Origin of the sequence: Microcoleus sp. AT8-B5 (genome assembly GCF_036705565.1) — a bacterium.
In the GTDB taxonomy this organism is placed as follows: domain Bacteria; phylum Cyanobacteriota; class Cyanobacteriia; order Cyanobacteriales; family Microcoleaceae; genus Microcoleus.
Genome location: NZ_JAUBUY010000019.1, coordinates 116,884 through 129,402 on the forward strand (window position 1 = coordinate 116,884; position 12,519 = coordinate 129,402).

The 12,519-nt window shown below is 45.0% G+C and carries 10 protein-coding genes; 5 read left to right on the forward strand and 5 right to left on the reverse strand.

Translation table 11 applies throughout. The features are described 5' to 3' along the window. Window positions 1-36 precede the first annotated feature (36 nt). Entirely contained in the window at window positions 37-183 is a 147-nt protein-coding gene (locus QUB39_RS15245) for a hypothetical protein (RefSeq protein ID WP_333209460.1), read from the forward strand. 258 nt (window positions 184-441) lie between these two features. On the opposite strand, the gene QUB39_RS15250 is transcribed toward QUB39_RS15245, so the two are convergent. Together QUB39_RS15250 and QUB39_RS15255 are read right to left on the reverse strand one after the other, a co-directional pair. Next, window positions 442-1,473 carry a sulfate ABC transporter ATP-binding protein gene (locus QUB39_RS15250; protein ID WP_333054043.1) on the reverse strand — a complete coding sequence of 344 codons (1,032 nt, stop codon included), beginning with the start codon at window positions 1,471-1,473 and terminating at the stop codon, window positions 442-444. 172 nt (window positions 1,474-1,645) lie between these two features. Beyond that, window positions 1,646-1,870, reverse strand: a complete 225-nt coding sequence (locus tag QUB39_RS15255; protein WP_333054044.1) for a hypothetical protein — start codon at window positions 1,868-1,870, stop codon at window positions 1,646-1,648. A 123-nt stretch (window positions 1,871-1,993) separates the two neighbouring features. Here QUB39_RS15255 and gltD point away from each other — a divergent pair, with 123 nt between their 5' ends. Further along, entirely contained in the window at window positions 1,994-3,478 is a 1,485-nt protein-coding gene (gene gltD, locus QUB39_RS15260) for a glutamate synthase small subunit (protein WP_333209463.1), read from the forward strand. Between the two features lie 674 nt (window positions 3,479-4,152). Continuing rightward, window positions 4,153-4,383 carry a transposase gene (locus QUB39_RS15265; protein WP_333054046.1) on the forward strand — a complete coding sequence of 77 codons (231 nt, stop codon included), beginning with the start codon at window positions 4,153-4,155 and terminating at the stop codon, window positions 4,381-4,383. Between the two features lie 280 nt (window positions 4,384-4,663). Here QUB39_RS15265 and QUB39_RS15270 read toward each other — a convergent pair whose 3' ends face one another. Then, window positions 4,664-5,134 carry a DUF4079 domain-containing protein gene (locus tag QUB39_RS15270; RefSeq protein WP_333054092.1) on the reverse strand — a complete coding sequence of 157 codons (471 nt, stop codon included), beginning with the start codon at window positions 5,132-5,134 and terminating at the stop codon, window positions 4,664-4,666. Window positions 5,135-5,230: 96 nt separating this feature from the next. Between QUB39_RS15270 and QUB39_RS15275 the strand changes: the two genes are divergently transcribed. Then, complete coding sequence (locus QUB39_RS15275) at window positions 5,231-6,712, forward strand: ankyrin repeat domain-containing protein (protein ID WP_333054047.1); 1,482 nt, start codon at window positions 5,231-5,233, stop codon at window positions 6,710-6,712. Between the two features lie 412 nt (window positions 6,713-7,124). Here the strand turns inward: QUB39_RS15275 and QUB39_RS15280 are convergent, their stop codons facing one another. Both QUB39_RS15280 and purH read right to left on the reverse strand, forming a co-directional pair. Further along, window positions 7,125-8,069 (reverse strand): 2OG-Fe(II) oxygenase, encoded by a 945-nt coding sequence (locus tag QUB39_RS15280; RefSeq protein ID WP_333054048.1) that lies wholly within the window; start codon window positions 8,067-8,069, stop codon window positions 7,125-7,127. 333 nt (window positions 8,070-8,402) lie between these two features. Then, window positions 8,403-9,950 (reverse strand): bifunctional phosphoribosylaminoimidazolecarboxamide formyltransferase/IMP cyclohydrolase, encoded by a 1,548-nt coding sequence (gene purH, locus QUB39_RS15285; protein WP_333054049.1) that lies wholly within the window; start codon window positions 9,948-9,950, stop codon window positions 8,403-8,405. Between the two features lie 474 nt (window positions 9,951-10,424). On the opposite strand from purH, the gene QUB39_RS15290 reads away from it, so the two are divergent. Beyond that, complete coding sequence (locus tag QUB39_RS15290) at window positions 10,425-12,317, forward strand: PAS domain S-box protein (protein WP_333209466.1); 1,893 nt, start codon at window positions 10,425-10,427, stop codon at window positions 12,315-12,317. Window positions 12,318-12,519 lie beyond the last annotated feature (202 nt).

The window sequence follows — 12,519 nt, forward strand, 5'->3', positions numbered from 1 at the left end:
CACGTAATAACCCCCACAGTTTATACTGTAAAAAAGTTGAGCGTCAGGGTGGAAAAACAGGAAAGTTCCGCTGAAGCTTCCTCAAAATATTTGCAAGATTTTTTCACATATGTAGCGCTCAACAGGCACATTCTATTAGAAGAAGTCCCAGCTATTTTTAAACAAATAGATGACGAAGAATAAGTCATTGCTCGCATTATATATCCGGCGGTTGAAGAAGTATTAAAAGGAGTCATGGCCAAATACACGGCTGAAGAAATTATTACTAAGGGGGAGAACTTAAAGCCGGAGTTGATATTTTTTTGACCTACGGAAGGAAGAACCGCTCCTCCGATTTATATCCACAAGACAGCATTACCAGGCACAAGCCTGGTAACGATGTGGCAACAGTGTTTTGTAGGAGATCCTCGATAGTATTTTGAGTAAGATGCAGCCACGGATTTAAGCTGAATAAGCAGGGAAAGTCATCGCGTGTTTGGCCTTGACGTAAACTTGCTGATCTTGCTTGAGCTGTAGATAATCGAAGCGATCGCGACTTACGTAAGCTGTTACTACCTGACCCGATTCTAACAATAACTGGGTTTGAATTTCGCGTCCTACATGAATGATGCGGCTGACTTTTGCTAATGCAAAACCAGACTCCGGCTTAGTTTGAATTTCCACGTCATGGGGGCGCCAAAATACTAATTCACAATGAGCCGCTCCACTATTTTGAGGCGTTGTACCGTTGCTCGCGAACAAACCCGCAGCATTGGGCAACACATTGACAGGCCCAATAAAAGTCATCACAAAAGCTGTTGCCGGTTTGTCGTAAATTTCAGCAGGAGTGCCAACTTGTTCGACTCTACCTTGGTTCATCACCACAATTTCATCGGCTACTTCCATAGCTTCTTCTTGGTCATGAGTCACAAAAACTGTGGTGATGTTAACTTCTTTGTGAAGGTTGTGCAGCCACGATCGCAATTCTTTGCGAACTTTAGCATCTAATGCTCCAAAAGGTTCGTCTAGCAGCAGCACTTTCGGTTGAACTGCTAGAGATCTGGCTAAAGCCACCCGCTGCCGCTGGCCGCCGGAAAGTTGCGAAGGATAGCGATCGCCCAAACCTTTCAACTGAACTAAATCCAAAAGTTCATCAACCCGCCTGCGAATAGAGTCTTTAGGAACTTTGCGAATTTCCATCGCAAAAGCAATATTTTTCCGAATAGTCATGTGTTTGAACAAAGCATAGTGCTGAAACACAAAACCAATATTCCGTTCCTGCACCGACTGGTGGGTAGCATCCTCGCCGATCAGGTAAATATGACCCGTGTCCGGCGGTTCTAGTCCAGCAATCATCCTCAGCAGAGTCGATTTCCCCGAACCGGAAGGCCCTAAAAGCGCGACTAGAGAGCCGTTTTTTATTTTCAAACTCACGTTGTCAATCGCGTGGAAGGAGCCGAAGTGTTTCGATACGTTCTCAATTGTAATGCTCATGACTTTGTGTACCTATTTTAGGAGTTGATGGTATTAACTCCATATATCTGACCGATTTACAGTAGTATATCCTGAAATTAATATTTTGCAAGGTCTGTAACTTTTTGTATTGTATTTCGAGCCATCCTGATGGGGACGGCGCTTGGAAGTTGACGCTGGCGGGCCGTCTGAGTTAACCCGCGAGGGTTTTCAGATGTGGCTGTAGCCGTAAATGCGATCGTCCCAGAATAAGCCATGCTGAAATTACGTAGAAACCGGGTTTGATGGACGAAAATACTGCATCAAAACCTTTAAAACCTTTAATTCCCGTAAAAAACCCGGTTTCTTTGCTGTCGATATATCTATATTTTACCGCTGCCGACAATTCCCCGACTCCCGGCGATATTAAAGATTTCATGTACAAATTGCTCAATCTGAGGTGCGATCGCACACAATTTAGATCACAATAGTTAATTCAGAAGCCCGCCAGCTTCACCTTTGAGAAACGGACAGAATAGTAAATTCTAACCAGAACACCACTATGGGAAAACCAACAGGCTTTATCGAATTCTTGCGCGAATTGCCCTCCGAACTCTCACCAGTCGAGAGAGTCCACAACTGGGACGAATTTCACCTGCCGATGGAAGAGGACAAACTCCGCACCCAAGGCGCGCGCTGCATGGATTGCGGCATTCCGTTTTGCCACACGGGGACAATTATCAGCGGCATGGCAAGCGGCTGCCCGATTAACAACCTCATCCCCGAATGGAACGACCTAGTATATCGCGGACTCTGGAAAGAAGCCCTAGACAGACTCCACAAAACGAATAACTTCCCCGAATTCACCGGCCGCGTCTGTCCCGCCCCCTGCGAAGGCGCTTGCGTACTCGGCATCAACAACCCGCCAGTCACGATTAAAAACATCGAAGCCTCGATTATCGATAAAGGCTGGGATGAAGGCTGGATTGCCGCCGAACCACCCGCCAAACGCACCGGCAAAAAAATCGCCGTCATCGGTTCCGGGCCCGCCGGTTTGTCCGCCGCCGCGCAACTAAATAAAGCCGGTCATTGGGTAACAGTATACGAAAGAGCCGATCGACCAGGCGGCCTGCTAATGTATGGCATCCCCAACATGAAGCTAGACAAAGAACAAGTCGTAATGCGCCGCCTGAAAGTCCTCGAAGACGAAGGCGTGACATTCGTCTGCAACACCGAAGTCGGCAAAGACTTACCAGCAGAACAACTGCTAAAAGAATACGACTCCGTTGTGCTCTGTACCGGCGCGACAAAACCCCGCGACTTGGGCATCCCCGGCCGGGAATTAAAAGGCATCCACTTCGCAATGGACTTCCTGACTGCGAACACCAAAGCAGTTCTCGACAAGAGCACCAACGGCAACTTCATCTCCGCCGAAGGCAAAGATATCGTGATCATCGGCGGTGGCGACACCGGCACCGACTGCGTGGGCACCTCCATCCGCCACGGCTGCAAAAGCCTCGTACAGCTAGAAATCCTGCCCAAACCGCCCTCGGAACGCGCGGCCAACAATCCCTGGCCTGAATGGCCAAAAGTCTACCGTCTCGACTACGGCCAAGAAGAAGCCGCAGCCAAATTCGGCGATGACCCCCGCGGCTATCTCACCACGGCGACAAAGTTCGAGGGCGACGAAAACGGCAATGTCAAAGCTGTGCACACCGTTGAGGTGGAGTGGGCGAAAAACGAGAAAGGGCAGTTTATTCCGAACCACATCCCCGGCACCGAAAAAGTGTTGCCGGCACAGCTTGTTTTGTTAGCGATGGGCTTCCTCGGCCCGGAACAGCCCTTGCTGGATGACTTGGGATTGGAACGTGACGCCCGCAGCAACGTGAAAGCCGAGCACGAAAAATATACAACCAGCATTCCGGGAGTTTTCGCGGCTGGTGATTGTCGCCGGGGACAAAGTTTGGTGGTTTGGGCGATTAACGAAGGGCGGGGCGTGGCCCGGGAGTGCGACCTTTATCTGATGGGGAGCACTGATTTGCCTTAGTTGGTAGGTGTGGGTCGATCGAGATTGTTTAATTTCCCATAATTTACAGCTTATTCCATGTAGATGTAGATCGCGATCGACCGGGTTTCGAGCAACAGAATCAGTAATGAGGCGAGAACTGTAAAGAAACCCCGTGAGAGCGCGGTGTACTTCATAAACCTGGAATACGCTGTATTAAGCCCGTAGGGGCGGATTCGCCAAGATTTTGATTTAAAAACCCAAAATGTTGTAAACCCGCCCTTTGTACCTTGAAATAGGTAGATTGCGATTTACCGTTGGGTGGGGGCGGGTTTACGAAATTATGGATTTTAGGCAAATATTGTTGGTGAAACCCGCCCCTTGTATCTTAGGAATCAAAAATAAATAAGTTGATGAGTTATCGGTTATAAGGAAAAAATTTTAAGATTACAATCTTTACTCCTACAGAGATCAACTTACAACTGATTTTTCTCTTTAACTATTCTAATTTACTTTTAAATCGATGTCTGATTCTAATTCACTTGAGTCAGAAATGAAAAACGGTTCTTCCTTACTTGGTATGCTAAATCAATAGCTAAATCAGTCAAATAAATTGAGGTTAAAAATATGTGTCCCAATCTTGCAGAAAGGCATAAATTACAAGAAAATTTCCGACAAATATTTGAGTAAAAAAAACAAATTGGTTGAGGGCATTGTTGAGAATTGGTATCTGCCAGGAAAGAACTCAACAATATTTTCCAGATACTGTTAAGACTCTTACTAATTGGTTTGACGAGATAATTGCTTACTTTGATAATAGGACAACAAGTGGTATTGTTGAAGGTATTAACAAAAAGCTTAAGTTAATAAAACGTTCTGCCTATCGCTTTATAAATTTTGCAAGCTACAAAAATAGATGTTTGCTTACTTGGCATTTTAATTATTAGTTTGGCATACTAAGTAAAGAAGAACCGGAATTATTTATAATGAAATAGCCGTGATTATTGTTGGGTAGACAAAGCGTTTTATCAGGTTTAATAGCAGGTGTTTTCTTATTGTGGATTCAAAAAATTACCTAATTAATTTTATAAATTTTTGATAAATTTAATTTTAATATATTAAAATATCAAAAAAATTTGGGCTATTAAACTACTAAAATAAGATAATTTACTTGCTAATCGCTAATCGCCCCAAAGCAATTAGCAATTAGCAATTTTACTCAAATTATCACATTTTGCTGATAATTCTTTGCAGGATTTCTACGCCTGATACCGCTTGCCAGCCAAACAGCCCCAAGAGCACAATATTCAGAAAGATGTGAGTGTTTCTGGCCAAATCATTGCCTTTTTGCATCAAAGGAGTCAGCGATGCTGCGATCGCAATTATTGCCGTCATTCCCAACCCTGCTAGCAAGTGCGGGCCGACAAATAGTTTGCCGTTGTTGATGTAGGTGACGGCCATTCCGCCGACTGCACCCGTTACCATCAAGGCTAGCAGCAAAGAACCCATCTGGTGATGCTTGATGTTGAATTTACCCTTAATTAACTCTTTTTTGACTTCGCCTTCCGCACTTCTGGTACGGCGGATTTGCAAGCCGAGATACAAAGCATAAAATGAGATGGCCAGCAGTACCCACATTAAAACTGGGTGGAAGAATTGGCTCCAAACTTTCACTGACTGAGGAATTTCGAGATTCATGGTGTTCTGAGGATTAGCAAACATACTTCATAAAACTTAGCATACCAGTCAGGCCGTCTCGTGCGACGGTAAAAATATACGGTATGAGAGACTATTATGGCTGCCACTAAACAAGACGCTGTATTGATTCAAGCCGCCAAGACTGGCAACATTATTCACGTCCAAGCTTTACTCGCTAAGGGTGTTAACGCTAACGCCAAAGACTCTGAGGGGACGACGGCTTTGATGTTTGCTGCCCAAAAGGGCTATACAGAAATCGTGCGTAGTTTACTAAACAATGACGCTAATGTCAACCAGGTGAGCAGGCGTTTTGGGCTAACGGCTTTGATGCTGGCGGCGGCTCACAAACAGGCTGACTCTGTGCGACTGTTGCTGGCGGCGGGTGCTGATGTTAATGCTAAAAATGATGATGGAAGTACGGCTTTGATGGCGGCTTCTCTCAAAGGAGATATCAATGTTGTGCGGATGTTACTTGATGCTAATGCTGATGTAAATGTCCGAGATAAAGATGGAGATTCTGCTCTGAAAATAGCTGCTTTATCGGGTCACGAAGCTGTTGTCAAAGCTTTGGTGGATGCGGGTGCGGTTGCTGAGAATTCTATGCTGTTTTTAGCTGTCCGTCAAGGTAGCGCTGAAATTGTGCGAATTTTGCTCAAGTGTGGGGCGGATGCTAATGTTAAAAATCTAGAGAGCAAAACTGCTTTGATGCTGGCTGCGACGGCGGGAAATTTGGCTGTTGTCGAGGCGCTGTTGGCTGCTGGTGCTGATGTCGAAATTCCCGACAAAAACGGAGAAACTGCTTTAACTTTGGCTGCGGATTCTGGCAATACTGATGTGGTGCAAACTTTGCTTGGTGCGGGTGCTAATGCGAATGTAAAAAATGGAGATGGGGGCACGGCTTTGATGGCTGCTGCTGCTGGGGGAAATGCGCCGATCGCCCATATCTTACTCGATGCTGGCGCGGATATCAACGCTAAGGATAAAGATGATGAAACTGCTTTGAATTTTGCGGTGGTTGAAGGCTGCGAAGATGTGGTGGAATTGCTCTTAAACCGAGGTGCTAGTGTCGGTGCTAGAAATAGGTTGGGCGATACGCCTTTACTGGTGGCGGCTGTTCACGGCCACAGTGCGATCGTATCGGCTTTGCTGCAAAAAGTAAACTCAAATCGGGATGAGTTTCTGAATGCGAAAAACTTTGGGGAGACGGCTTTGACGCTGGCTGCTTTTCACGGACATACCGAGACTGTGAAGGCTTTGCTTGAGGGCGGTGCTGATCCCAATGTCCCGGCGGATTTGGGGAAAACGGCTTTAATGAAGGCGTGCGATCGCGGTTATATGGCGATCGTCCAATTATTAGTCGAAAAAGGTGCCGATGTCAACGTGCTGGATGATTCGGGCGCAACTGCTTTAATGTGGGCCGCACATCGGGGTTATCCTGATGCAGTAAAGATTTTAATTGATGCTGGTTCAGAACTAAACCACAAAAATCCGGGAAATTATACAGCTTTAATGCTGGCTGAGTTTAAGGGTTATTCCAGTGTGGTAAAATTGCTCAAAAGTGCTGGAGCACTGGAGTAAGAATGAAATAGTTTTGAGTAAGATAATTCTGTCATTCTGAGGGTAGGCTTTGGGAAGTGAAGAATCTCCTACCAAATTCATAAAATAGCGCTACATATCTACCCCCCCAACCCCCCCTTATTAAGGGGGGGAGTAAAACTTTCTATGTAGCATAACTTTATGAAATTGGTATCAGATATCGGGACTTACCCATTGTAATGGTGTGGCAATAATTTGAGATTCTTCGCTTCACTCAGAATGACATAATTAGGTGATTAGTGCGTCCCGGACAATGAATTATATCATGTCCGATCGATTAACCATAATATCCCGGTCGGGGCGGGTTTTTGAGATTGTCAATTATTGGCGATTATGGTTGGTGGAACCCGCCCCTACAAAAATCGCGGTAGCTCGACCCGACATGATATTAACCTCAATTTGCTTTACGTACCCAGCCGTTAATAGTAAATCGGCTATCAGCAAAAGCTTTTGAGGGACAGCTAACTCGCAAAACTTCGTGCATATAGCGACTCAGAAAAAATACTATGCTGTTATTGCGAGGTTCAACAGTTCTGAATGTCTTGTCTGCAACATAAAAATTGTTCTCAATTTTGCTGTCGTAAATTTGCAATTCGCCACCTGAAAAAGCTTTGGGTTCTCGATAGAAATAGTAAACGTAAGTGAAAAACCGGGTGGCGGTATCTGGAGAGCCGCTGTCGTTGTGAAGCTTATAAAAGTTGTTGTCATTGTGCATGGTTAACTGAGCTTCTATTTCACCAAGCGGAAATGAGGGAATATTTAATTTTTGCAGCACGTCGGGGAGAATTGCTTTGATGCGATTAACCATCAGTTCGGAAAATTCGGGGAACGAGTGGAGTACCATCGAACGGCGGTAGTCTTCGGCATTAGTTGAGGTGCTGGTTGTCACAAATTCTGATTCTTTTGCTAAGACATATTTAAGGAGTTTGTTTTTTTCGGCAGGGGTCAAAAAGTTGTCTATTTGGGCGTAGCGAGATATTAAGTCGTCATTTACAGGCGGCGCAGGGGCGGGAATTTCGGCGGGAATTTCGGCGGGAATTTCTACAGGAGTTGCAGGCTGCTGCGGTTGCAGTTGCTGCAAGTAAATTGGGGGTTCTGTGACTAATCCGACTAGGTGTTCGCCGGGAAAAGAAAGGGCGGAACGCCCGTCGTCTATGGGGATTTGAAATAAGGGCGAAAAACCCAGTGTTTGTTGGGTGCGATCGACTAATGTTTTGATCAGGCTGTGCAATAATGGTGTATCAGATTTGAGGGTGACGGTGCATTGATGTCCCCCGGTGAGCAGGATTTTGACTTTTATGTCTTGGGGTTTAATTTGCGGTTGAATTGTGCTAGTCATAATTTTTGAAGGACGCAACTGGGAATTTGGTACGACATAACAGTGTTGATTGGTGTCATAGCCTTCCCGATCCCCCCTAACCCCCCTTAAAAAGGGGGGGACAAGAGTGTAAAAGTTCCCCTTGTTAAGGGGGAGACAAGAGTGTCAAAGTCTCCCGTCTTAAGACGGGAAAGGATTCTTCTCAAAGTCCCCCTTCTTAAGGGGGATTTAGGGGGATCGAGACTTAGAGTAAAACCAGAGATACAAATAATTTCCGACTTAAGTTAAGACCAATAAACACTATTGTATCCCTACAATATGGCACACAATTGAAAATTGCTTTAGGTCTTATTCCTAATGCAAGAAGTGGCGGATATCAGTGAAAACCATTGTGATTCCGAGTTGGTTGGCGGCTTCAATGGAATCTCGATCGCGCATACTTCCTCCCGGTTGGACGATCGCAATTATGCCCGCCTCAGCCGCCGTTTTTACGGAATCGTCGAAGGGGAAGAAACCGTCGCTAGCCAAAATCGCTCCTTTGCTCTTTTCTCCTGCTTGTTCCAATGCTAGTTTAACCGAACCCACGCGATTCATTTGTCCGGCGCCGACACCGATTGTAGTGCGATCGCGCGTCACAACGATCGCATTAGATTTGACGTGTTTCGCTACTTTCCAAGCAAACAGCAATTCTTCCAACTCTCCCGCCGTCGGCTGTTTCTCAGTAACAACCCGCCATTTGCTAGTTTCTTCTACTATATTATCTGAGTCTTGCACCAGCAAACCGCCTGCAATAACTTTAACAGTTTGTGGCGGCCCTTGAGTCAAATCTGGCAAAATTAATACTCGAACTTTCGCCTTTTTTTTGATAATTTCTTCTGCTTCTGGCTCGCACCCCGGCGCGACAATACATTCTAAAAATGTTTGAGTTAACGCCGTTGCGGTAGCAGCATCAATCGGGCGATTGAGGGCGACAATTCCGCCGAAAGCTGAGACTGAATCGGTGTCGAAGGCTTTTTGATAAGCTTCAGAAATAGTTGTTCCCAAGGCTGTACCGCAAGGATTTGTGTGCTTCAGAATAGCGGCGGCAGGTGTGTCGGGGAATTCTACGATTAGCCGCCTTGCTGCTTCTAAATCTACTAAATTATTGTAGCTTAATTCTTTGCCTTGCAGGATGGTGCTAGTCGTCCAGCCTGTCGGTGTAGTTCCGCTTTGATACCAGGTGGCGGCTTGATGGGGATTTTCGCCGTAGCGGAGAGTTTGCAACTCTTTTCCTGATAAATTAAACTCGTCTGGTAGCGAAGATTTTTCAGCGGATTGGCTGCTGCTGAGATAAGTTGCGATCGCGCGATCGTAGTTGGCTGTATGTTTAAAGGTTTCTAGAGCGCATTTTTGCCGAAACTCTAAGGATGCTTCGCCACCATTTTCCCGCAGTTCTTTTAAATAAGTATTGTACTGTTCTGGGTCGCACAAAACTGTCAAATGAGCATGGTTTTTGGCGGAAGCTCTCAACATTGCCGGCCCGCCGATATCTATCTGCTCAATTGCGTCTGCTAGAGTAACTCCTGGTTTAGAAATTGTCTCTTCAAAGGGATACAGATTGACTACAACTAGATCGATCGCCCGAATTTGATTTGCGGTTAAATCTGCGAGGTCTTCCGGTACGTCGCGGCGTGCTAAAATGCCACCGTGGATTCGTGGGTGAAGTGTTTTGACTCGCCCTCCCAAAATTTCGGGGGAACCAGTATATTCTGCAACTTTGGTGACTGGGATGCCTGCTTCTTTGAGAGCCGTTGCTGTCCCGCCACTACTAATTATGTCAAATTCAAATTCTTCTACTAGACTGCGCGCTAAGTCGATTAGTCCGGTTTTATTGGATGTGCTCAGAAGTGCTAGACGTGCCATTGGTTTGAAGTTGCGATCGCAAAAATAGATAGGTTATATTCTATACCAAATCGGCCCGCAGGGAGATGATTTGGTCATGGCTAATTATGATTATTTTTAATAATCAAAGATGAGTTCGCTTATTTGTGACCATATTTTTTGTCAAATTTATATAATATTTTATACTGACCAGTGGTTTCTAGATATCTAGAACTTGCGCGTGGAACTGATTATTTTGTGAGTGCGAGGGGGATTGAAGCCATATCCAGCTTCCACAGTTCGTGTCGCTACGTAAGTGTCAATGTTGTTGAAATTACTTAATAAAACTTAATAGATAATTATAGGGCGATCGCTCTTGAATTTTAACGATGTTTTATGATGAATTCTAAAAGTAATGTGCTAGCATCGGGTGTAAATTGCTCTCTCCCTAAATTTCCCGAAAAATAGGGCGATCGCCACACATTAATCTAAACAATAATTTGGTAGGGTTAACATATGTTTTTTCAAGAAGCAGATCCAGAAAATAAGCTCAGTAATATTAGCAGGAATCATAAACAAACTGCTCCCAATCTGACTAATAGAACAGGCTACCAACAGATTTCAAAAAAAAGAATCCAGAATTCACCAGAGACCAATATTTCCGAAGCTTATAGTGTTAGTTTGTGCGAATTGCAGCAGATGGAGCGAGCAATGGAACAGCTAAAGCAGGATTTGAAAGCTAGCGAATCTCGGTTTAGGAATGTGATCGAAAAAAATGCCGACGGCATCGCAATCGTTAACAAGCTAGGACTTGTCTGTTTTGCCAACCAGTCAGCAGAAGCGCTGTTTAACTGCACCGCAGATGAACTTTTAGGGCAAGCATTTTTTGGCAATTTAGTAGTAGAAGTTTCCGCTTGTGACCTTGAGATGGCGACGGATATTATTCCCCAAGTTGGAAAAACAGAAGCACCAGGAACTCGCGTCGTGCAAACAGAAGTTGAAGCTATTCGCAAGCAAAAAGCAAATGCTGTAGTAGAAATGCGGGTGGTGGAAACGGAATGGGACGGAGAAATGGCTTATTTAGCTACGCTGCGGGACATTACCGATCGCAAGCGCGCAGAAGAAATGCTTTGGTTGTACGATCGAGCTATCGCAGCTACTAGCACCGGAGTTACGATTTCTGACGCCACTGACCCCGAAAATCCAATTATTTATTGCAATCCCGCATTTGAAAGCATGACAGGTTATCGGCGGCAGGAAATTATCGGAAAAAACGGCCGATTTTTGCACGGAAGCGATACGGATCCGGCGGCAGTAGAAATAATTCGCCAAGCCTTGCAAGCAGAAAGCGAATGCAAGGTAATATTAAAGAATTACCGCAAAGATGGAACCGCTTTCTGGAATTGTTTCTCCATATCTCCCGTGCGCGATCGAATGGGCCAATTAACTCATTTTATTGGCGTACAGAGAGACATCACTGAGCGCAAACAAGCCGAAGAAGCCTTGCATAATTCCGAAGCACAAAGCCGAGAACAAGCAGCTCAACTAGCAGCCACACTGGAGCAACTAAAAGCCACTAATTCCCAATTAGTTCAAAGCGAAAAAATGTCTAGTTTGGGATTGCTACTTGCCGGCGTCGCTCACGAAATTAACAACCCAGTCAGCTTCATTTACGGCAATCTCGCTCATCTGACCAATTATACTCAAGACTTGTTCGATCACCTCGAACTCTATCAACAACACTATCCTAATCCAGTCGCAGAAATTCAAGAGCAAAGAGAAAAAAATGATCTAGATTTTTTAGCTGAAGATTTACCTAAAATACTATCTTCAATGAGCGTTGGTGTCGAGCGGATTTGCCAGATTGTGCAGTCGCTGCGGAACTTTTCGCGACACGACGATTCACAGATGAAACCCGTTAACCTCCACGAAGGTATTGACAGCACGCTGTTAATTCTCAATCACCGTTTGAAAGGAAACGCAGAAAAGCCACCAATTCAAATTGTAAAACAATACGGAGACTTGCCACCTGTCGAGTGTTTTGCCGGGCCGATAAATCAAGTTTTTATGAATATTCTCAGCAATGCGATCGATGCTTTAGAAGATGCCAACAGTAGGCAAACTTGTCGAGAAATGCTAGAAAATCCCAGCCAGATTATGATTGGTACGGAAGTTGTCGGCAATTTTGTAGAAATTAAAATTGCCGACAACGGCCCTGGAATAACTGAGGAAGTCAAACAGCAGATATTCGATACATTTTTTACTACCAAGCCCATTGGCAAAGGCACGGGAATGGGTTTGTCAATTAGCTATCAAATTATTGTAGAAAGACACAAAGGCGAATTATATTGTAATTCGGAATTGGGCAAGGGCACGGAATTTGCTATCAGAATTCCGATCGCACCTTAGCGCGGAATGTGCAATCTACACGTTACCAACTTGATATATAGGCAAACAAGCGAGGGGGACTCGCACTCCTACAAAACGAGAAAAATCGTTTTTTCTCGTTCCCAGACTCTGGCTGGGAACGCATACTTAGGATCGCGAATTAAATAACTTACAATTTTAATTGTTATTGTGGGATGGGCGTCCCGCCCGTCCAAAAAGGACG

Coding starts and splice junctions, on each gene's coding strand:
- QUB39_RS15250 (WP_333054043.1), bottom strand. CDS start 1,473: ATGAGCATTACAATTGAGAACGTATCGAAACACTTCGGCTCCTTCCAC.
- QUB39_RS15280 (WP_333054048.1), bottom strand. CDS start 8,069: ATGACTAGCACAATTCAACCGCAAATTAAACCCCAAGACATAAAAGTC.
- QUB39_RS15290 (WP_333209466.1), top strand. CDS start 10,425: ATGTTTTTTCAAGAAGCAGATCCAGAAAATAAGCTCAGTAATATTAGC.
- purH (WP_333054049.1), bottom strand. CDS start 9,950: ATGGCACGTCTAGCACTTCTGAGCACATCCAATAAAACCGGACTAATC.
- gltD (WP_333209463.1), top strand. CDS start 1,994: ATGGGAAAACCAACAGGCTTTATCGAATTCTTGCGCGAATTGCCCTCC.
- QUB39_RS15255 (WP_333054044.1), bottom strand. CDS start 1,870: ATGAAATCTTTAATATCGCCGGGAGTCGGGGAATTGTCGGCAGCGGTA.
- QUB39_RS15270 (WP_333054092.1), bottom strand. CDS start 5,134: ATGAATCTCGAAATTCCTCAGTCAGTGAAAGTTTGGAGCCAATTCTTC.
- QUB39_RS15275 (WP_333054047.1), top strand. CDS start 5,231: ATGGCTGCCACTAAACAAGACGCTGTATTGATTCAAGCCGCCAAGACT.